Origin of the sequence: Lactococcus ileimucosae (genome assembly GCF_943193185.1) — a bacterium.
Taxonomy (GTDB): Bacteria; Bacillota; Bacilli; order Lactobacillales; family Streptococcaceae; genus Lactococcus; species Lactococcus ileimucosae.
Map to the genome: position 1 here is coordinate 41,536 of NZ_CALPDE010000012.1, position 20,550 is coordinate 62,085.

Here is a 20,550-nt window from a genome sequence, read left to right on the forward strand (position 1 = left end):
AATATGAATAAGCTTCTTAAATTCGTCCTGCTCTTGCTGTTTATCGTCATCTCTCTTTCATCTGCTCATATTATCAAAAACAATCTTGCAGATGCAAAAATTAAAGAAGCCTACAACCTCCCCAACCATACAAAGGTTTACCTTCCCGCATCTCTCATCCCTAATAAGGATTTAATAGCCACTATCACAGAAGTATCTAAGCATACAGGTACTTCTTTTATTTTAAGAAACAACTTCAGAGGTGCCCAACATGATGGGAAAGGAAATGTCGATTTTTTAAAAAAGAAAAATGAGGTTATCTTCTTCCAAACAGATTATAAATCTAAAGATAAACGCTCCTTTCTCTCCCGTGGTTTTACCTATAAATTCTGGAATGCGCCCCTAGATCAGAGTGCTCTCCTACAACTAAAGAACAGCCCTCTCTATGTTAGCAACAAAAATAAAGAAAATGCTTTGGAAGACCTCTCGAAAAAACTCTCGCTTCTTTCTGAAACGAAGGAAGAAATTTCACCGGAAAAGTTAGTAACACCTCCCACTTCCTATTATGATGACTTAGAAATTATCATGTATACCAATTACGACTTAACCTTTTTCATTGGCACTTCTATCCTTTTCTTCGTTATTCTCCTCTTCGTTTTCCTATCAGGAAACAATAAAACAATCGCAACATATCGCCTCAATGGCATCAGTTCCTATAAGATTGGTAGGACATTACTTTTAAGAGAATTTAGTCTTGTTGGCTTCGTTACTTATCTGACAGTCAGCTTCCTCTCTTTTAAAGGTTTTAACCTTAACTTTAGCCTTTTGATGCTCTTTATGACTGGTCTGGTTCTTTCTGTCTCTTATATGACCATCGCTATCGTCTCAAACTTCTCGCTGGCCAACCAAATCAACTCAAAGTCTTTCTTCAAATACAGTCATTATATCCTCTATGCGCTTAAAGCTTTCGTCTTCTTAGTGACTGTCGCTGGAAACGCTGGGGTACTCTATCTTGTAAACAGCGGTTCTGGAAACAGCTCTCAAATAGAGAACAAATACGCTGTTCTTTCCCCTAACTATGTCGCGCATGGCATGAACTTCAATACTGCCCCTGATTTATTTCATTATGCAGAGAAAAATGACGGTTTATATGTCGATTATGGGACACACAGTATTGATGAACATGGAGCTCTCAATGTTCTACAAATTAACGTTAACTATCTTTCTCAATTTCCTGCCCTATCGGACAAGAACCAGCCTTTTAAAGTAGACACTCAGGAAAATGCAGGGATTGTCCTCATTGAAGAAAAATATAAACCGAACTTAGAGAAGATAAAGGCATACTATGATAGCGCAAAACCGTTTAAAACTTCGGATATCAAGTATTATTTCATAAAGGATAAACAAAAATTCGACTTATTGAATGGCAAAAATGAAAAATTTTTCCCAAGTATCATCGAGGTCTATACGCCCCAAAATCTTGGAGATTATAATGACTTTTTAAACAGAGCTGCTTTAAAGTTCAAACTTAAGAACACAAAGGAAGAAACCTATCAGGAACTCAAACCCATATTAAAAAGCATAGAGGCTTTAGAAAATCAACCTTCACTTGTAAAGATAGGTGATATCAATAAAACAACCGAACTATCAATGGTCGGAACTCCCATCAGTTATGCTTTTACGAAAGGACTCGTTATCCTTATCTTTTTGGCAATGCTTTTAGCAACGACCCTTTTCTATTTTGAAACTTATAAAAAGAACAGCGCTGTCAAAAATCTATATGGTACTTCTTTCTATAAAACGTACAGACCACTCTTTGCGATTATCCTGTTACAGGGCGGATTATTTTTAATCTATGCCTTGACACAGACTAATCAAACTGTAACTTTACAGGCACTACTCTTTTTTCTCTTTATCGAAATCATAGTCATCATTGTCATTTTAGTAAAGCTTCAAAAAGGTTTACTGTTGGATGTATTAAAAGGAGAATAACATGATAAAAATTAAAAATCTTGAAAAAAGCTACAAGGGACATAAAATATTCGATAACTTTCACCTCGAAATCCCAAGTGGAAAGATGGTGGGTATTTATGGTCCGAGTGGCGCTGGAAAGTCTACTCTTTTAAATATTATCGGACTAATTGAGGATTATGATGATGGTGAATATTATTTTGATGGTAGCTTTGCGCCAGCATATAACAGTCCTCGTGCCTTGAAACTTCGCCGTCACCATATTTCTTACCTCTTTCAAAACTTTGCTCTGATTGAAGATGAGAGTATCGAAAAAAACTTAAACGTCTCCTTACTCTATGCAAAAGTCTCTAAAAAAGAGAAGCGCCGAAAAATGAAAAAGTTTTTGAACCAAGTCCACATTCGCCATCCTTTAAGCACAAAAATATATAGTCTTTCTGGTGGAGAAAAACAGCGCGTAGCACTGGCCAGAGCTTTATTAAAAGAGAGTAAACTTATCTTAGCAGATGAGCCTACAGGCTCTCTTGATCTAGGCAATAAAAAGAAAGTCATTGACTTATTAAAGGACGAAGTGAAAAAAGGAAAAACTGTTCTCATCGTCACGCATGATCCTTCAATCAAAGAAGAATGTGATTTAATAATTGATATTGCTTAGAAGACAATGGTTGAGAGCTATAAAATAAATAGAAAACCTAGAATTCCAATGAGGATTTAACCATGCAAGAAGATAAAACAACATGAAAATGACTGCAAGAATTTTAATTACTAAGCACAAAAATAAATAGCTTAACCATAGTGGCTAAGCTATTTTGATATGCCCCCTGCAAGCTTTTTGATGAATTTTTTAGTTATTTTTAATAGTGAAAATGTACTATTAAGCGGTTATAATAGTTTAAACATGTGTAATTTTTTTATGTTTGGACACAAAAGTTGGCACAACCCACGATAACAAAATTCAATCCGTGAAGCTGACGGTCGAAAGACTTTTCGACCTAAGCGGAGACGGATTCCAACTGTCAGCAATTAATTGCTGGCAGTTTTTATTTTATATTGGTTTCTAGTTCTTTTAAACTGTTAATGATTTCGTTAAGTTCACGTTCAAAATAATTTTGTTTTTCTTTTAGCTTCAGTCCGGAATTAATTTCTAATTTCAGATTTTGCAAATATTCTATTCTTTTAGGTATTGGATATTCTTCTAGAGAGCCGTAAGAAACTGCTTCTGAAATCTCTGGGAGTAGCTCTTCAAAGTTTTGTTTTATAATTTGGACTGTAAACATTCCATAGATTTTATTGGCAAAAAGTTCAGAAACATCCTCTGTTTGAAATATATAATGATTATAGTTAGTTCGTCCTAGAAGATAGTCTGTTGTTACTTTAAAATAATCAGCTAATTTTTCTAAGGTTTCACTATTAGGATTTCTTTCTCCATTTTCCCATTTTGCGTACTGTTGTTGTGTTATATCTAATTCTTTTGCTATTTCTTTTTGAGTAAGTTCTTTTTCTTTTCTTAATTTTTTTAATCTATCTTTAAACATTAACACCTCTTTGAATGTTTTTTGTTGACATTACACCTGAAAAGGTGTATTATAAACTTAACACCTATATAGGTGTTAGAATTTTGTAGTTGTTAGTATCATTATAACACAAAGGAGGAACGCTTATGGAATAAATAAAATAAAAAATCTCTTTCCATGACCAAGAAGAAAGAGACTTACAAAAACTAACAGTACAATTATAACAAATTCTAGAAGGGATTTAAATTTATGCAAGAAAATAAAGTTGAATTAGATGATATTAGGAAAGGTTTAGGTATCATCGCAAATGTTATGTTATTGGGTAGACTTCTGCCTGCAGATTCTGAGGAAGTGTCAAGCGAACAAATGGTTGTAAATTATCAGAACCTCTGTGAAATGACCGAAACTTATACTCAAAAGCTTATTGAGGATACAGATGAAGCTGAAATTAATTGGCGTGCGGATAATATTGACGCAGAAGTTTTTAGAAAAATACAATCTTTAAGTAAAGCTGGATGAACTACTATGAACTGGCAGAAGCTTTACAACGTCCCTATAATACTGTACGTAAGTGGCGGGGAGAAATTGCCTTAATATCTGGTGTAGACTTTCAACGCATTAAGATAAGAAATGGTAGAGGGAGAAAAAATCGAACGATTTACGATTTTACTTCGCGTGATTTAGAAAATTTTCAGAAATTTAATGCCCTGCTAAAGTCTGGTGTATCTAAAAATGAAGCCATTTCGCAAGTATTTGGCAACAAAAAGCAAGAGGATGAAAAAGAAAAAGCAAACGAGTTTCTGAAAGTAAAAGAAAATGTCATCCTTGCTATTCGTAAGATAAAGCATTTAGAAGAAGAAAATAAAGAATTAAAAAGTGAATTGAGCACTTTGTATCAAGAACTCAATGCCCTAACGAACCGAGTTCAAGCACTCGAAAATAAAGGCTTGAAAAATATATTTAAGAAATGAGACATACGGTAATGAAAAAAGTAAATCTTGACGAAACAATTAAAGTTGGTAAGTTCTTTCTTGATTCTGAACAATTCAATATCCCTAAAAAAATGATGATTGATTTTAGTGCAGCACGTGCAAGCCGTTATGATGAGAATGGTAAGGAACAAGATGATGTACAAAAATATATCTTGAATGGTGTAGATGTGAAAGTAGGTCAAGCACTTGTTCAAGCAAACGTGAACCTTTCTAAATATGAAGGAGTAGTTCTTGAAGTTTTAGGAAGACTAGATATTGTTGAAGGGCTTATTGAAAACAAAGTCGTAGATGTTGTGAAGCTCATCAATCCACGTGTAAAACCTCTATGGGTTGCTCGGGGGAATAATGGTTCTTTTAACAAAGTCAAATTGGTCGTGGATGCCATAGAGCAAGATGTGCAGAGTTCTGGAGCATAATTGCTTTTAGAGAGTGATTGTGTTCTGACTGCGTAGCCTGTCGCCCACAAGGCGGTAAGGGCGAGCAGTCAGAAGCTTGCTAACAGAGCACTCTCTAAAGAAAGCAATTTTGCTCAAGAGTTTCCTGGTCTTTAAAGCTATAAAGACACTTTGTGGGAATAACGCGCAGGGTTTTGGGAGCTTGTTAACCTCCAAAACCCTTGGTATACTTAGCCCTACGGGCCTTATACCCTTTAGGAGTTTTCCCTTAAAAACGGGAGTTTGAGGTGTCTTTATAAGGTGTCTTTATAGAAATATTTGTTCTATAAGGACACTTTTGACTTCTATAAAGACACTATTTTTTGAAAATAATGAATAAAATAAGGAGATAAATGAAAAATCGTCGTTATCAAATTTTAAGTTTTGAGCAACAGCTTAATGCGAAATATTGGGATTGGACAGTTGAAAAACTTAAGTTATTTGATGATTATCAAAGTCATAAGAAAGCAATTTTTCAAGAAATCTATAATCGGATAAGTGAAAACTTTGAACTTGAAGTGATTGCTTTGAATATTCATGATATGGATATTTCCGAAATGCACCCTGATACCTTTGTAGCTCCTCATGTTCATGGGGTTGTTAAATTCAAAGTAAAACGCTCAATTTCTCAGTTAGCTGAAGTCTTGGGAATAGGGGCAGAATTTATTAAAAAAACGGAGCGGCACAGGTATAACTTTGAAAATCTTATGGCTTATCTCATTCATGCTAAAAATCCCGATAAGCATATGTATTCGCCCGAAAATGTAGAAACCTTTGGTACATTTGACTATTTGAGTTATTTTCAATCAAAAGAGAAGCAATGGAAAGAGTACAAGGCTACATGTAAGCGTGAAGACTCTAAACTTTCTCTTGCTTATACTCTAGACCAAATTTATAACGGGACACTGTCTTATCGCGATTTGATGTTAGATGATAATTTGGCTTATATTTTTGCAAATCACCAACAGGAAATTCGTGATCGTTTTACCTTTAGAGGGGAGCGTACTGCTTTTCTGCGTTTAGAAGATTTACGTTTGAACAAGTATAAAATGACGGTCATTTATGTTGAGGGAAGACCTGGTGTAGGTAAAACGTATTTTGCTCGAGAACTGGCTCAAACCATTAAAAATTATGGAATAGCTAACGGCTATGACAGTGACATTTTTTCAGCCAGTTCCTCTAACCCATTTGATGATTATTTTGGGGAAGATATTCTTATCTTAGATGATTTACGCCCACAGAGTATTTCTTCTTCTGACTGGTTGAAACTTTTTGACCCTCTGAATGAGGCGAAAATGTCTGCCCGTTATAAGAATAGGCTGATTGTTCCTCGTGTGATTATCATGACGAACTATAAAAAAACGGAGGATTTCTTTAGTGAACTCATTGGGGAAGATGTTAATCAATTTATTCGTCGTGTAAATTTTTCTGCAGAAATTTTGAAAGAAAAAGAGGGCGGGGAACTTTATGGCAAATATTATCATCTTTCAGAGTCTAAAGAACTAGCTATTCCTAAGCAGAAACGTATTTCAGAAGATGAGGTGTTAACTTTAGAATATGATTTTGAAAGTCTTTATTCTAATAATGATAAAGATAATTTTATCAATCAACTGCTTAATTATTATGTATATCCAAGAATTTATCCAAAGACTGAGCAAGATTTTGCCTTTCTCAATGAAAAAATCACAAGAATAGATTAAAGAGGTGTAAAAGATGTATTTAAAAAAAGTTACAAATAAGAAAAAACTAAAAGGACTCCAAGGACTCATGCCCTTTAAAATGGATGGCACTTGGTATCGAAAAATGAATGAAGATGGAACGCAGGCTAAAAATGAACGTGGATTTTATCTTTATAGCTGCTTGGCAGATTCAGAGCTAAAACATGCATTAGAGAGCGGAGAATTTACGAGAGTGGAGGAGTAAGATGCAAGTTCCTATGTTTTAGAATTTAAGGGGGAAAGACAATGAATATTATTACAAAAGAAGAAATCATGCAACAAACAGGAATATCAAAGTCAGTTGCGTCTCGTATTATACGTGAGGGCAAACTAGAAATGGTAAAAAGGGGTTATCCATTTTATGCAAATAAACGACTAAATTTTTGCCCTTTGGTTGTCGTAAATGAAATGCTTGGTTTAGAGCTAAAAGGAAGTGAGTACAATGCCCTTAAGAGTGTTTCGTAGAGGTAAGAACTGGGAATACAGATTAAAGGACAGCAAAGGGAATCATATAGTAAGTAAATCGGGGTTTGTGAGTGAAAAAGAAGCAACTTTAGCTGGTAAAGAAGCAGAGTTAGAATATTTAAAAGGTACGCGCTTTGATAATTCCTCCACCCTATATGATATTTATCAAAAATGGTATAATTTGGAAATTTTACCTTCAAATCGAACGGAACAGACAAAACTAAAATATAAAAAATTCTTTAAAAAAATTGATGAGTATTTTGGAAATATGGTTGCTAGTAAGATTAAATATAGTCAATATCAAGAAATAATGAATAAAATCGGACTAACAGTTGGTCCAGATTATCTATCCCGTTTAAATTCTAGTATTAGAAGTGCAATACAGCTCGCTAGACGAGATTTATTAAATATCAATGATTTTACTTCGGGAGTGAAGTTACATGCTCAAAAAGTCCCTAAGAAGCCTGAAGATAAATATATCACTAGCTTATCTGATTATCAAAATATCCTAATATACCTCAAGTCAATAATGAACTATCAAAAAAGTATTATGCCTTACCTAATTTTTACTATGTTTAAAACAGGTCTACGAGTAGGTGAAGCATTAGCCCTTACTTGGAACGAAATTGATTTTGATAAAAAGACTATTAATACTTTCAAAAGGATTGACAGTGCAAGTCATACCGATACAGGAAAGCCTAAAACACCATACTCTATACGTGAAATTCCAGTTAGTGATGATGTGGTACAAATATTAAAAAAACTCCACCAGGAGCAAATTAAGTCTAATATTTTCTCTCTCTCAAATAATCTAATATTCTTCGATATAAGATACGGACTCCCAACTAATAATGGGATAAATAAGGCTCTAAAAAATTATCTTACTGAACTAAATATCACTCCCTTAATAGTTTCTACAGGTTGTCGTCATACTTATGCTTGTGTATTACTTGCCAAAAAAGTAGATATAGCTGTAATTGCTAAAAATATGGGACATAAAAATATTCAGCGGATTATTGATACTTATGGACACGTTCTTAAAGAATTGCATGAAGAAGAAAATGAAGCTACTCGAAAAGCTCTACAAGATTTTTAATAATAGACACAAATACGGCACAAAAATAAAATAAACAGCTTAACCACAATGGTTAAGCTGTTTTTATTAATGCCCCCTGCAGGGCTCGAACCTGCGACCCATAGATTAAGAGTCTACTGCTCTACCAACTGAGCTAAGGAGGCTTATTCACATATAACAACTTACTTTTCTAGTATAGCATTTTCAGCAAAAAATGCAAGAATTTTTGTATATCTTTTAAGAAAAAACTGTATGATTTTATAAAATTTTTTAGGACTTACCACCGCTTTATAAAGTTTCTTGCAGAAACATATTTATTTCTCATAATACGTAGAATCGTCTGGTCTTTCTTTTTATGATAGCAAGAACTCCATATTAGACTGTTTTAGCCCCTCATTATTATTACACACCCAAAATATCATCCTCATTCTAAAAAGCTCATATGAGCCTTTTAGAAGCTTTTAACACCTAGGTAGATTTTATGTTTTTATAACTATAGAACTCGTGACAAAGCCACAATAAAAAACACTGATTGAATGCCGTATGCTTACTCTAGTATTGAACCCGCCAAGAAGCCAGGTGGGTGTTCTCGCTTCGAATCAGCTGCTCCTACTCAATTCAGAGTCTTAACGCTATCGAATGTCTCTTGAACCCCTATGCAATACAAATATAGTCGGTCAAAAAAATGAATAAGCTCGCACATTCCAGTGCTTTTCTATATACATATACTAACATGTTCTACATTCTTTTTCAAGTAAAAGAGTTAGCGGTTTCATAGTTTCACAATAAAAACAAAAAAAGACAACCCTTAGATTGTCCTCAAACTGCGGATGTCAGACTCGAACTGACGACATCATGATTAACAGTCATGCGCTACTACCAACTGAGCTAATCCGCAATACTTGGCATTTACCTTATCTCACAGGGGGCAACCCCCAACTACTTCCGGCGTTATAGGACTTAACTTCTGTGTTCGACATGGGAACAGGTGTATCTCCTATGCAATCAATACCAAATATGGGAACACGAGGATTTGAACCTCGGACCCCTGCGTTATCAACACAGTGCTCTAACCAACTGAGCTATGCTCCCTCATATCTTTAAAACTTTCTATGAACTCTCATAAGAAATAAAGCGGGTGATGAGAATCGAACTCACAACATCAGCTTGGAAGGCTGAGGTTTTACCACTAAACTACACCCGCAAATGGCGCGAGACGGAATCGAACCGCCGACACATGGAGCTTCAATCCATTGCTCTACCAACTGAGCTACCGAGCCAAATGTGATTCATAAATTGCGGGAGCAGGATTTGAACCTACGACCTTCGGGTTATGAGCCCGACGAGCTACCTAGCTGCTCCATCCCGCGATAGTAAAAAGGAGGATGTGGGATTCGAACCCACGCACGGTTTTACCCGCCTGACGGTTTTCAAGACCGTTCCCTTCAGCCGGACTTGGGTAATCCTCCACAAAAAAAATAGTCCGTACGGGATTCGAACCCGTGTTACCGCCGTGAAAAGGCGGTGTCTTAACCCCTTGACCAACGGACCATCTTACTCTTGCGCTGTCCTCTCGAACAGTACTTTTCTATTATACAATAATTTGAAAATATGTCAAGAATAAACTATGTTTTTTTCAACTTATTTTCTTCTAAATTCGTGAATAGATAAGGTCTGCTAAGTGACAACTATATTAGTATACCATATTTTTTATTTTTGTCAAAGAAAAACTTGAATATTTGTATTTTTACCCTCAAATGCTTCAATAAAGAAAAAAAACAGCCTTATTCGACTGTCTTTTCTTCTTTATTTTCAACTTCTTCCTGAGCTTTATTCGCATCTTCAAGGACTTCCTCGAATGATTTTGCTTCTACAGGCTCATTTTCATGTTCGATAACATCGTCTGGCATTTTTCCTGTCTTATAAAGAGACATGATTTGTTTAGCATCCAATGTTTCATATTTAAGAAGTGCAAGCGCAATAGCTTTATGCTGTTCACGGTGAGCTTCGATAATCTCAACAGCTTTATCGTAAGCTTCTTTCGTAATTGCACGGATTTCTTCATCAATAGCTTGTGCTGTTGCTTCTGAATAAGTTTTTGTTTGTCCATAGTCACGACCAATAAATACAGCTTGGCTGCCTTCATAACTGATTGTGCCTAGTTTTTCTGACATACCGTATTGAGTAACCATACCACGCGCGATACGGGTTGCTTGTTCAAAGTCATTTGAAGCACCTGTTGTGATGGTGTTAAAGATGATTTGTTCAGCTGCACGTCCTCCCATGAGTCCAGCAAGATTTTCTTGCATATCTTCTTTGGAAAGGAGGAATTGGTCTTCTTTAGGAAGAGCAATCATATATCCACCGGCACGACCACGTGGAACGATAGTAACTTTATGGACAGTATTAGCGTTTGAAAGAACCAAACCAACGATTGTGTGCCCTGCTTCATGGTAAGCCACCATTTCACGTTCACGTTCAGAGATTTTCTTATCTTTCTTCGCTGGTCCTGCAATAACACGGTCTTGTGCTTCATCAATATCTGAGGCATCGATAACTTTTTTATCACGACGTGCAGCCACGAGAGCAGCTTCATTGAGGACATTTTCAAGGTCAGCACCAACGAAACCAGGAGTTTGTTGAGCGACAACTTTTAGGTCAACACTTGAGTCAAGTGGTTTATTTTTTGCATGGACACGAAGAACAGCTTCACGTCCTTTTACATCAGGCGCTCCAACAAGAACTTTACGGTCAAAACGACCTGGACGCAGCAAAGCTGGGTCTAGAACATCTGAACGGTTCGTTGCGGCAATAACGATAACAGAATTCTCATTATCTTGGAAACCATCCATCTCAACCAAAAGTTGATTAAGGGTTTGTTCACGTTCATCATTTCCGCCACCAAGACCAGCACCACGTTGACGACCAACGGCATCAATCTCATCAATAAAGATGATTGATGGTGCTGTTTTCTTCGCATTTTCAAAGAGGTCACGGACACGACTGGCACCGACACCGACAAACATCTCAACAAAGTCAGAACCAGAAATAGAATAGAAAGGAACACCAGCTTCACCGGCAACAGCTTTCGCAAGCAAAGTTTTACCTGTACCTGGAGGACCCTCTAAAAGGACACCAGCAGGGATACGAGCACCAAGATCATGGTATTTTTTAGGATTTTTGAGGAAATCAACAACTTCAACGAGTTCTTGTTTTTCTTCTTCTGAACCTGCTACATCTGCAAAGCGTACTTTTGATGTTTTAGCATCTTGTTGTTTTGCTCGTGATTTACCAAAGCTCATTGGGTTGCCGGCACCGCCACCACCACGTGAGCCCATACCACCCATCATCAACCAGAAAAAGCCGACCATGAGAAGCATTGGCAAAATGTATGAGAGGATTTGGATCCACATACCACTTGTTGATGCTGCGATAACATTGACTTTAATTCCATTTTCATCTGCCGCTGCTTGTATATCTTTGATGATACTGTCCGTTGGAATGATGAGCGCTTGGAAATTTGTCACTTTGGAAGTGCTTCCTGGTAAAAATGGGAGGTTATTGTTTCCCTCCACAGTTTTAGGGTCTTTGTATTCGCCAGAAACTGTAAACAGACTATCACTAGGCTGCATTTTCAGTGATTTTATATTGCCTTCTTTGATGTCGCTCATCAGCGCACTGTAGCTGATTTTATCAACATTTGACTGATTGCCACCAAAGAAAGCATTAATACCGAAAACGATGACGATTACAAGCAAGACCCAACCTAGAGTGCTTTTAATAAAGCCTCCGTTTTTATTGTTGTTAGGATTTGGATTGTTCATATTTTCTTCTTTGCCTTTTATTTTTTATCTCTTAGTTATAGCATACTTACGCATCTTTTTCTATTGGTAAGTTTTACTATAAGCATTTTTCATACTTTAGTATGATTTTTTTATTTGTTGTAGACTTCTTCCTTTAATACACCGACATAAGGGAGATTACGATAGTGATTATCGAAGTCAAGACCGAAACCGACAACAAATTCATTTGGAATTGTGAAACCAGTGTAGTCTGCATCAATTTCAACAACGCGCCCTTCAGGTTTATCTAAAAGAGTAACAATTTTCACAATTGCTCCACGGTGTTCAAGAAGTTCTTTAAGATATTTCAAGGTACGCCCTGTATCAATAATATCTTCAACAATAATGATCTCACGACCTGTAACAGGGGTTGCCACATCAAGTAAGAGTTTCACTTCGCCTGACGACTCTGTCCCTCCGTGATAGCTTGAAACTGTCATGAAGTCCATTTCCAACGGAATATCCATACGCTTAACCAACTCCGCAAGAAACGGTACTGAGCCACGTAAAATGCCTAGAAGCAGTGGATTTTTGTCTTCATATTCATCAGCAAGAATCTTTCCTAATTCAACTGTCCTGTCTCGGATTTCTTCTTCTGAAATGAGTATTTTTTTTATGTCTTTTTCAAGCATCATCAATATCCTCTCTTATGATGGGTTTTACCCACAGCGTCCTTTTCATTTTATCATTTTTAAGGGCTTTACTCAAATCTGAAACTGTTAAATCAGTGATTGCATATATATCGTCTTCAACTAGGATTAAGAAGTTTTCACGTTTGTCTAATGCAACATGTTGATCAATAAAAAATTTTCTAAGTTTCTTATGGTGCCCATTGATGAAAATATAATCCCCCGGCTGTCGTTGACGTATCTTAATTTCTCCCGTCAGAGGGATATCTACCCGCATAAAACTGGAATCTTTGGGATCTTCTTCACGTATATCAAGCTCTTTTTTCTTGAAAATAACCTTAGGACGAATCATAAAATATTTTTCATTTTTCACAAAAAGATAATCTTTTGACATTTCTGAACGATATTGTTGTGGTCTCTCGATAATCCATAAAAGCTCTTCAAATTGAGGTTTAGATACCTGTAAATCTGGAAATTTTTCCAAATATTCTTGTAAAATAAAATGTTGAAGGGCCTTTGATTGTTGCAAAAAAAATTGAGTTTCTATCTCATCCTGAATAATCCCTAAATCTACCACCTTCTCTTTGATAACTGAAAAAGCTAGGGATATCTCTTTGGACATGTCTAGAACTGCATCTGAAAACTTTGGATTTTCAGATGTTAAAGCCGGGATATATTGATTACGCAAACGATTACGTAGGTAATCATTTCCAGCATTCGTCATATCTTCGAAATATTCCTCAGCATCAAGAGCTGTCTTATCAAAAGTCAGGAGAGGACGAATGAGTTCACCCGGGCCAAAAACTTGACGTTCTGGAATGCCTGTCAAATGGCGTAAACGTCTTCCAGTAATTTGACGCATCAAAATCGTTTCAACTTGATCTCCCTTATGATGAGCTGTAACTAAGGCAGTACACTTCTTATCTTCCATCACTTTTTTAAAGAAGTTATAGCGCATGATACGCCCAGCTTCTTCACTAAAATATTCCTCAGTATAATGTGCAACTTCAAGGTCAACACCCAATGCTTGCATTTTTTGCCTTAACTTTTTCTCCTCCCAATCTGCTATATCCCGTAAACCATAGTTTACATGAGCTGCAAACACTTCTATTTTTAGTTCTTTCTTATATCTATAAAGCCAGTTAAAAAGCGTCATCGAATCTTTACCACCAGATAAAGCAATCAGAACACGTTTATGATGTTTGAAAAACTCCTTTTTTTGAACAAGTTTCAAAAATTCATTCATTTTAACACCTCATAAATGTCTTTTGAAATTTGCGAAATGATATTATCACTTCCCCCTTTCGTTTCAACCACTAAAATATAAGGTTCACTCGAAAAGACAATCGCTGCATCGTGATTATAAGCATCAGCCGCTCCTATTTTATGCGCCACACGGATATTCTTAGGGACTCCAGCCTGAATTTTTATATCATCAAATTGAGTGCCAAATAAAGCATTGAAAGAATAACCGCCTTCCTTGTAAAGAGCTTCCAGTATTCTTCCTACCATTTCCGCAGAAGCTTCACGTTCAACAGGATCCCATGCCTGTCCCATAATATTTTCAATCCCACTCCGAAATGCTGGAGAAAATTGTCCTGTCTCATAATAAGCAAGGAGGTTACTCCCGACATTATCAGAGTTTTTAGCTGTACGGTCAATAATTTCAAATAATGGATAGTTAGCATTATTCGCAATGACTGGCAAAATACCAGTGCCCCCTGCCTCAAAGGAACCTTTAAAGGTATTTATCGCCGTAATGTACTGCAAATTATCGTTTAAAGTTGCTTTCCCCTCATTTAAACGCTTTTGTGTCCAATAAAGAATAGGAAGCTTTGATAAACTCGCTGCATACATTTTTTTATTTTGGTTTACACCTACTGTAAACGAATCATCCAATTCTTTGACATAAATAGAATACTTTGAGTCATTGTACTTTTTGTTCAATAACTCCTGTACTTGAAGCATTTTAGGATTTTCTAAATCTAAATCTTCAGAATTAATCCACCCTGTTTGTCCGCCATTGAAGTTCACTTCATAATAAGTTCCCCAATGTGTCTTTGCAATTTGATTTGTACTAAACTGCTGTCCTTTAGGAAGAGTGGTGTAAACTTGTTTGTCATATGTTGTAAAAGGATTATAATAGACTTCTGAACGTTTAACAGTATAAACGGTCGTCTTCTTGCTCTGTTTTGACAAAAGTATATCTGAAGCTACATGTTTTGTATCTGCTTTAATAAATGTATGATTGGCCAGTTCAAATACATTATTTTTTAGTTTGATAATATCCAGTTGTTTCTGCTCAGAAAGCTCCCCTGATTTTTGCTGTAAATTTTCATCTTTGTAAACAGGCACCGTGGTTAAAGTAACAGCACGAGAAGGTATCTCAGTGTGATAAGACCTTTGGCTTTGTTTTACTTCTTTAACTTTTGCTTCTGCACTGCCCTCTTTACTTTTTTGAGGCAAGACAAAAAAGGCTGGGATAATCATCACAATCATCACCAACCAAACAGCCAAATTAAATTTATTTTTCAGCTTTTGCATTCTCTATAACCCTATCAATCATCTATACGTCACTTGCTTTTGTAACTTCTAATGCATCATCAGATTGTTACGAGAGGTATTGTAACACTCCAAACGAGAAACACCCTTGTAAATCTAAGGCTTCCCTATTTTTGTAGAAGAGGATATAAAAGAAGCACGAATACCCCTCATAAGTAAGAAACAAAATCAATGAATAAACTCTCTACATGTATAATATATAGCACTTTTCTCGGCTAGTTTTCGTCTTCTGCGATTATAATCTTTTAAGAAGCTCATTTTTTGTTTTCAAAGATTTGAGGCGCTCTGTAGCTTCTCCTAAAAAGTGACCAAAACTCTCTTCAAAGTCTTTTTCAATAAATTTAAGTTCATATTTTCCATCTTCCCGCACCTTCAAAATCTCTACGCCTATAAGATCGCCTACCTTATATTTACTCTGTCTTCTTGGTATATTCGACCAACGTAAAAGACCTGTTTTTGTGTCAGAAAAAAGGACAAAAAGCCCAAATTTACTAATTGATTTCACTTTTCCAATCAAGGTTCTATCCCACCATTAACCATCTCTGGGATACTAAAAACTTTCTCATTAGCCTGTGAATTATCCAGTTTTGCTCGCGCATACTTTGCTAAAAATGATGGATCCTTGAGCTTGTTCATGTCTGAGCTTTTAAGTGCAAGCTCATGATCCAATGCCGCGTTTTTTTGCGCAGCTTGCGCCTCCATCTCAATTTGTTTTTGCAAATTTTGATAAGATTGAACCACACTGATGGTGGCCAAACTGAATAATAACATAGCACCAATCAAAATGATACCTAAATGTTTGCGCTTAGGCAGAGCGTGCGGAGCTTCTTCTATTCTTTTTGACTTATTATAATCATTTTTCAAATGAATAATTTTCTTGTCCATTTTTCCTCCGAAAAAGATATGTATAAATTAAAGTTCAGTTTCAGCCGTGATTCTCGTTTCACTAAGAATTTTATACATTTTATCCGCATCTTCTTTACGCGTGAATTCTTTAAGTTCCAAGACACTCACTTCTATAATCTTATTCCCAAAACGAATTTCAATAAGATCACCAAACTTAACATCACTTGAAGATTTAGCTATTTTTCCATTGATTTTAATGCGACCTTTATCCGCAACCTCTTTAGCTACAGGACGGCGCTTTATCAGACGAGAAACTTTTAAAAATTTATCTAATCTCATAGTGGTTATTATAACATACTTCAAGTCTTTTGGAAAATCAGTTGAAAATATTTTTGATAAAAGCCAAACTCATGTAAATAAGGCGCTTTTTCTATGAAAAAGAAGCCTGTTTCATATGAAATTCTACTCCTTTTCATGACTGTCTCTCAAGGCAGAGAGTTTCTCTGTAAAATTCATGATTTCGCGTAATAAAACAACATCTTTTCTATTGTCAATTTTGAATTGGAAAGTCATCCGTCCCAACTTTTCACCTACACTTGCTTTTAAAGTCGTTTCAGCTAGAGCTTCAAAGTATTCCTGAGGAAGATACATCGTGTTGGCTGATTTAGCCATACTTAGAATAAGCACAGTTTTATTCTTTTCAATTTTTTCTACCAAAGCATTATCAGCAAATGTTTTTAGCAAACCCACCTCCAAAAGATAAGCAACTTCATCTGGATATTCACCAAATCGATCGATGATTTCATCTTGGAGTTCTTCATAGGTTTGACGACTGTCTACTTGACGAATACGCTTATAGATTTCGATTTTTTGTCTTTCATCACCAATGTAGTAGCTTGGAATAAAAGCATCTAAACCAAGTATAATTTCCGCATTGGTCTTCGCTTTAACTTTATCTCCCCCCATACGTTTATGAACAGCTTCTTCAAGCAGTTGCGAATAAAGTTCAAACCCAACCGAATCAATAAAGCCAGATTGTTCTGCACCAAGTAAATTTCCTGCACCACGAATCGAAAGATCACGCATGGCAATTTTAAAGCCTGAACCAAGCTCAGTAAATCCTTTTATAGCCTCTAAACGCTTCTCTGAAATCTCAGATAAAATCTTTTCTGGTTTATACATAAAATAAGCATAGGCGACACGGCTGCTTCGTCCAACGCGTCCACGCAATTGATAAAGTTGCGACAACCCCATCATATCCGCATTTTCAATAAAAAGTGTATTGGCATTTGGAATGTCAACTCCGGTTTCAATAATCGTTGTCGTAACTAAAACATCATACTCGGCATTGATAAAATCCATCAAGGTGTTTTCCAATTGAATCTCTGTCATCTGACCGTGAATAAAGCCGATTCTTGCCTCAGGTATCAGTTCTTCCAGTTGGGAAACTTTTTGCTCAATACTGTCAACTCGATTGTGAACATAGTAAGCCTGTCCTCCACGTGAAATTTCCCTCAATACAGCATCACGAACCACACCATAGTTGGTTTCCATCACATATGTTTGCACAGGATAGCGATTGGTCGGGGGCGTTTCAATAATAGACAAGTCTCGTATTCCCAACATTGACATATGCAGTGTTCTAGGAATAGGTGTTGCCGTTAGAGTCAGCACGTCAACCTGAGTTTTCAACTCTTTTAAACGTTCCTTATGTTTTACACCAAAACGCTGCTCCTCATCAATAATCATTAAACCCAAGTCAAGAAATTCTACATCTTTCGATAAAAGACGGTGCGTTCCAATGATTAAATCTATACGCCCTTTCTTTAGCTTATCCAAAATCTTAGTTTGTTGAGCCTTGGTTTGGAAACGACTCAAAACAGCAATGTTTACACCGAAGTTTACAAATCGTTCCATAAAGTTATTATAATGTTGTTCCGCTAAAACGGTGGTTGGTACTAAAACAGCCACTTGTTTACTGTCATTGATTGCTTTAAAGGCAGCTCGCATAGCAACTTCTGTTTTTCCAAAACCCACATCTCCTACTAAAAGTCGGTCCATTGGGCGTTCAAGTTCCATGTCTTTTTTTATTTCATTGATTGAACGTATCTGATCAGCAGTTTCTGGATAAGTAAAGTCATTGTCAAATTCTTCTTGATTCGTATCATCGGGAGAAAAAGCATATCCTTTGAGAGCTTGTCGCGCAGAGTAAAGCTTAATCAAATCCTCAGAAATATCTTCAACTTGCTTACTTACAGAAGACATTGTTCTACGCCAACGTCCATCGTTAAGCCTATTTATCTTCGGCGCTTTCCCTTCTGCCGCAGAGTATTTGCTTAACAAATTCAGATGGTCTACTGGAACAGAAATGGTATCGCCATTTTGATATTGGATGGTTAAGTAATCGCGATGTATACCAGATACCTCAATGGTTTGAATACCTAAGTATTTCCCAATCCCGTGATTTTTATGGACAACGTAATCACCAACTTCGAGTTCGTTATAATCTTTTAAGCGTTCTGCATTAGTAATATTTAAACGCCGTGTTTTTTTCTTTCTTGCTTTACCAAAAATTTCTGACTCAGTAACAACAACAAGTTTCTCATCAATAAAATTAAAACCGTTGTTAAGACTTAAATTCAAAAGGTTTATCTTTCCTTTTTGAATTTCATCAGTGGACACCATTTGAAGCTCCAAATCTAGTTTTTGGAGCTCCGAACGTAGTTTCTCAGAAGACACAGCCAAAATAACTGTAAACCCTTGTTTTACAAACCTGTCAACCTCGGTGTAAAAGAGTTCCATTTGCCCAAAGAACTGCTGCATCGAATGTTGATTAAAATTATATAAAGCATCAAACTTTATATTGCCTAAGCCTTTTTGAAAATTGGAGAAAAAGCTTGCTGGTTTGTGAGAACGTAACTTAGAAATAACATCCAAAAGGTAGCTTTGTCCCTCAAAAGAGCGCCCCATACTTTTTTCCGAAACGATAAATTCTGCAAGTTCTTGTTCTGTTTTATTATTGGCTTCGTTAATTTTCTGAAAATCATCAATGAAAATTTGAATATTTTTCGGAAAATAATTCAAAAGAGAGGCTGGTTTTTCATAAAAATATTCAGCAAACTTGCGCAAATCTTTATGATAGTAATGATTTTCCGCTGCTGCAATCACTTCTTCAAAATAAGATTGAGCGGTAGGATCGGTCACGTTTTCTAACTGGGCAGCTAATTTTTTCACCCCTTGATCAAATTCCCAGGGCATTAAAATAAAATCGCTCGCCGGATATATTTCTACCTGCTCCATATTTTCGAGTGAGCGCTGTGTTTCACTATCGAAAGTGCGAATCGTATCCACTTCATCGCCAAAAAATTCTAGTCTTATGGGTTGAGCTGCATCCAATGGATAAATATCCACGATATCACCACGGTGTGAAAACTCCCCAGGCACCATCACGCGCTGTGTCTTCTCATAACCTGCACTGGCTAAAATCCCAAGGAGATTTTCCATATCAAACTCATCGCCTTGAGCCAGAAGAAGATAGTTTTCTTGGAAATTATCAGGATGAGGCAGGAGCGAACGTAAAGCCATGAAAGGAACGACCAAAAAGCCTGTTTGCTGTGCATCAAGCAGGAAATTTAGAGCTTCGAGACGATATGCTGTCCGATCTTTACTTGCTATCGCAAACTCAGCATAAACATTGTCATCTGAAAAAAATTGGTAAACCTTCTCGTCCTCAACAAGATGAGACAATTCATCATAAAGTTCATTGGCATGGTATTGATTGTCTGTAACAATCACATACTTATCCGGATTATTCTCATAAGCGTTGGCCATAATCATCGCCTGAGCGGTACCGGAAAGTCCGGTTAAAAGTGTGCGTTCTGCTTTTGCAAAACTTCTCTGCCATGATTGTAAATCGTGGTTTTGATCAAAAAATTCGTTTATTTTCATTGTCCGTTAAATTTATTCATTGCTTGAGAAAAATCATTTGATTCAATATAGAATTTTACTGCATCTACAGCCTTATTTATTCCGGCCTGTGCAATTTCTACATTTTCCTTATCAAATTTAGATAGGACATGTGCAACTACTGTTTTTCCATGTTCTGGACGTCCAATCCCAATTTTTACTCGGTTAAATTGCTCTGTTCCTAGATGAGTAATTGTCGATTTAATGCCCCGTTGACCGCCTGAAGAACCTTTTTGACGCAGTCTCACGCGTCCCACAGCCGAGTCCATATCGTCAACAATAACCGTCAAATCCGACGGATCCAAATTATAGTAAGTGAGCAAAGGTTGAATAGCACGTCCTGATTCATTCATAAAGGTTTGCGGTTTTACCAGAAAAACTTTTTCACCATTCACGAAAGTAGAAGCAACTTTAGCCATAAAGGTTTTTTCCAAACTAAAGTTTACACCGTAGTCTTTGGCAAGTAAATCAATAGCCATAAAGCCCATGTTATGCTTTGTTTTCTCATATTTGTCGCCAGGATTTCCTAGGCCTACAATCATTTTTGTCATTTTTCT

General features: G+C 36.4%; 19 protein-coding genes, 8 tRNA genes and 1 rRNA gene. 9 read left to right on the plus strand and 19 right to left on the minus strand.

Translation table 11 applies throughout. The features are described from left to right. Positions 1 to 3: 3 nt before the first annotated feature. Positions 4 to 1,971 carry a DUF1430 domain-containing protein gene (locus NFR51_RS06535; RefSeq protein WP_251712929.1) on the plus strand — a complete coding sequence of 656 codons (1,968 nt, stop codon included), beginning with the start codon at positions 4 to 6 and terminating at the stop codon, positions 1,969 to 1,971. A gap of 1 nt (position 1,972) precedes the next feature. Continuing rightward, entirely contained in the window at positions 1,973 to 2,605 is a 633-nt protein-coding gene (locus NFR51_RS06540; RefSeq protein WP_251712930.1) for a putative bacteriocin export ABC transporter, read from the plus strand. A 385-nt stretch (positions 2,606 to 2,990) separates the two neighbouring features. Here NFR51_RS06540 and NFR51_RS06545 read toward each other — a convergent pair whose 3' ends face one another. Beyond that, the gene (locus NFR51_RS06545; RefSeq protein WP_251712931.1) at positions 2,991 to 3,485 is read right to left on the minus strand and encodes a helix-turn-helix domain-containing protein; all 495 of its coding nucleotides are present in this window, start codon (positions 3,483 to 3,485) and stop codon (positions 2,991 to 2,993) included. Positions 3,486 to 3,713: 228 nt separating this feature from the next. On the opposite strand from NFR51_RS06545, the gene NFR51_RS06550 reads away from it, so the two are divergent. The 7 genes from NFR51_RS06550 to NFR51_RS06580 all read left to right on the plus strand — a co-directional run bounded on the left by NFR51_RS06550 (position 3,714) and on the right by NFR51_RS06580 (position 8,169). Next, the gene (locus tag NFR51_RS06550; RefSeq protein WP_251712932.1) at positions 3,714 to 3,983 is read left to right on the plus strand and encodes a carbohydrate kinase family protein; all 270 of its coding nucleotides are present in this window, start codon (positions 3,714 to 3,716) and stop codon (positions 3,981 to 3,983) included. Next, positions 3,980 to 4,435, plus strand: coding sequence for a hypothetical protein (locus NFR51_RS06555; RefSeq protein ID WP_251712933.1), 456 nt, complete (start codon positions 3,980 to 3,982; stop codon positions 4,433 to 4,435). The genes NFR51_RS06550 and NFR51_RS06555 overlap by 4 nt, the downstream gene beginning before the upstream one ends. Positions 4,436 to 4,446: 11 nt before the next feature. Continuing rightward, on the plus strand, positions 4,447 to 4,872 hold the full coding sequence (locus NFR51_RS06560; protein ID WP_251712934.1) for a hypothetical protein: 426 nt from the start codon (positions 4,447 to 4,449) through the stop codon (positions 4,870 to 4,872). Between the two features lie 371 nt (positions 4,873 to 5,243). Further along, the gene (locus NFR51_RS06565; RefSeq protein ID WP_251712935.1) at positions 5,244 to 6,590 is read left to right on the plus strand and encodes a Rep family protein; all 1,347 of its coding nucleotides are present in this window, start codon (positions 5,244 to 5,246) and stop codon (positions 6,588 to 6,590) included. A gap of 13 nt (positions 6,591 to 6,603) precedes the next feature. Further along, entirely contained in the window at positions 6,604 to 6,813 is a 210-nt protein-coding gene (locus NFR51_RS06570; protein WP_251712936.1) for a hypothetical protein, read from the plus strand. A 41-nt stretch (positions 6,814 to 6,854) separates the two neighbouring features. Continuing rightward, positions 6,855 to 7,073 carry a DUF3173 family protein gene (locus tag NFR51_RS06575; RefSeq protein ID WP_251712937.1) on the plus strand — a complete coding sequence of 73 codons (219 nt, stop codon included), beginning with the start codon at positions 6,855 to 6,857 and terminating at the stop codon, positions 7,071 to 7,073. Further along, a complete protein-coding gene (locus NFR51_RS06580; protein WP_251712938.1) occupies positions 7,051 to 8,169 on the plus strand; it encodes a site-specific integrase in 1,119 nt (372 codons plus the stop codon). Before NFR51_RS06575 ends, NFR51_RS06580 begins: the two co-directional genes overlap by 23 nt. Positions 8,170 to 8,239: 70 nt before the next feature. Here NFR51_RS06580 and NFR51_RS06585 read toward each other — a convergent pair. The 18 genes from NFR51_RS06585 to pth all read right to left on the minus strand — a co-directional run bounded on the left by NFR51_RS06585 (position 8,240) and on the right by pth (position 20,544). Further along, positions 8,240 to 8,312 (minus strand) — tRNA-Lys (locus tag NFR51_RS06585). Between the two features lie 660 nt (positions 8,313 to 8,972). Beyond that, positions 8,973 to 9,046: transfer RNA gene (locus tag NFR51_RS06595), tRNA-Asn, on the minus strand. A 2-nt stretch (positions 9,047 to 9,048) separates the two neighbouring features. Next, positions 9,049 to 9,164 (minus strand): 5S ribosomal RNA (rrf, locus tag NFR51_RS06600). 2 nt (positions 9,165 to 9,166) lie between these two features. Further along, positions 9,167 to 9,240 (minus strand) — tRNA-Ile (locus tag NFR51_RS06605). Positions 9,241 to 9,281: 41 nt separating this feature from the next. Continuing rightward, positions 9,282 to 9,352 (minus strand) — tRNA-Gly (locus tag NFR51_RS06610). A gap of 3 nt (positions 9,353 to 9,355) precedes the next feature. Further along, positions 9,356 to 9,428 (minus strand) — tRNA-Phe (locus tag NFR51_RS06615). A gap of 16 nt (positions 9,429 to 9,444) precedes the next feature. After that, positions 9,445 to 9,518: transfer RNA gene (locus NFR51_RS06620), tRNA-Met, on the minus strand. A gap of 9 nt (positions 9,519 to 9,527) precedes the next feature. Beyond that, positions 9,528 to 9,617 (minus strand) — tRNA-Ser (locus NFR51_RS06625). A gap of 10 nt (positions 9,618 to 9,627) precedes the next feature. Continuing rightward, positions 9,628 to 9,699: transfer RNA gene (locus tag NFR51_RS06630), tRNA-Glu, on the minus strand. A gap of 233 nt (positions 9,700 to 9,932) precedes the next feature. Further along, positions 9,933 to 11,972 carry an ATP-dependent zinc metalloprotease FtsH gene (gene ftsH / locus NFR51_RS06635; protein ID WP_251712939.1) on the minus strand — a complete coding sequence of 680 codons (2,040 nt, stop codon included), beginning with the start codon at positions 11,970 to 11,972 and terminating at the stop codon, positions 9,933 to 9,935. Positions 11,973 to 12,082: 110 nt separating this feature from the next. After that, the gene (hpt, locus tag NFR51_RS06640; protein WP_251712956.1) at positions 12,083 to 12,622 is read right to left on the minus strand and encodes a hypoxanthine phosphoribosyltransferase; all 540 of its coding nucleotides are present in this window, start codon (positions 12,620 to 12,622) and stop codon (positions 12,083 to 12,085) included. Then, entirely contained in the window at positions 12,615 to 13,865 is a 1,251-nt protein-coding gene (gene tilS / locus NFR51_RS06645; RefSeq protein WP_251712940.1) for a tRNA lysidine(34) synthetase TilS, read from the minus strand. The genes hpt and tilS overlap by 8 nt, the downstream gene beginning before the upstream one ends. After that, complete coding sequence (locus tag NFR51_RS06650; RefSeq protein WP_251712941.1) at positions 13,862 to 15,163, minus strand: serine hydrolase; 1,302 nt, start codon at positions 15,161 to 15,163, stop codon at positions 13,862 to 13,864. Before NFR51_RS06650 ends, tilS begins: the two co-directional genes overlap by 4 nt. A 253-nt stretch (positions 15,164 to 15,416) precedes the next feature. Next, a complete protein-coding gene (locus tag NFR51_RS06655) occupies positions 15,417 to 15,698 on the minus strand; it encodes a S1 RNA-binding domain-containing protein (protein ID WP_251712942.1) in 282 nt (93 codons plus the stop codon). Further along, on the minus strand, positions 15,695 to 16,066 hold the full coding sequence (locus tag NFR51_RS06660; protein ID WP_251712943.1) for a septum formation initiator family protein: 372 nt from the start codon (positions 16,064 to 16,066) through the stop codon (positions 15,695 to 15,697). Before NFR51_RS06660 ends, NFR51_RS06655 begins: the two co-directional genes overlap by 4 nt. Before the next feature lie 27 nt (positions 16,067 to 16,093). After that, positions 16,094 to 16,366, minus strand: coding sequence for an RNA-binding S4 domain-containing protein (locus tag NFR51_RS06665; protein WP_251712944.1), 273 nt, complete (start codon positions 16,364 to 16,366; stop codon positions 16,094 to 16,096). Positions 16,367 to 16,489: 123 nt separating this feature from the next. Further along, entirely contained in the window at positions 16,490 to 19,975 is a 3,486-nt protein-coding gene (mfd, locus tag NFR51_RS06670) for a transcription-repair coupling factor (RefSeq protein WP_251712945.1), read from the minus strand. Further along, the gene (gene pth / locus NFR51_RS06675) at positions 19,972 to 20,544 is read right to left on the minus strand and encodes an aminoacyl-tRNA hydrolase (protein ID WP_251712946.1); all 573 of its coding nucleotides are present in this window, start codon (positions 20,542 to 20,544) and stop codon (positions 19,972 to 19,974) included. Before pth ends, mfd begins: the two co-directional genes overlap by 4 nt. Positions 20,545 to 20,550: the final 6 nt, after the last annotated feature.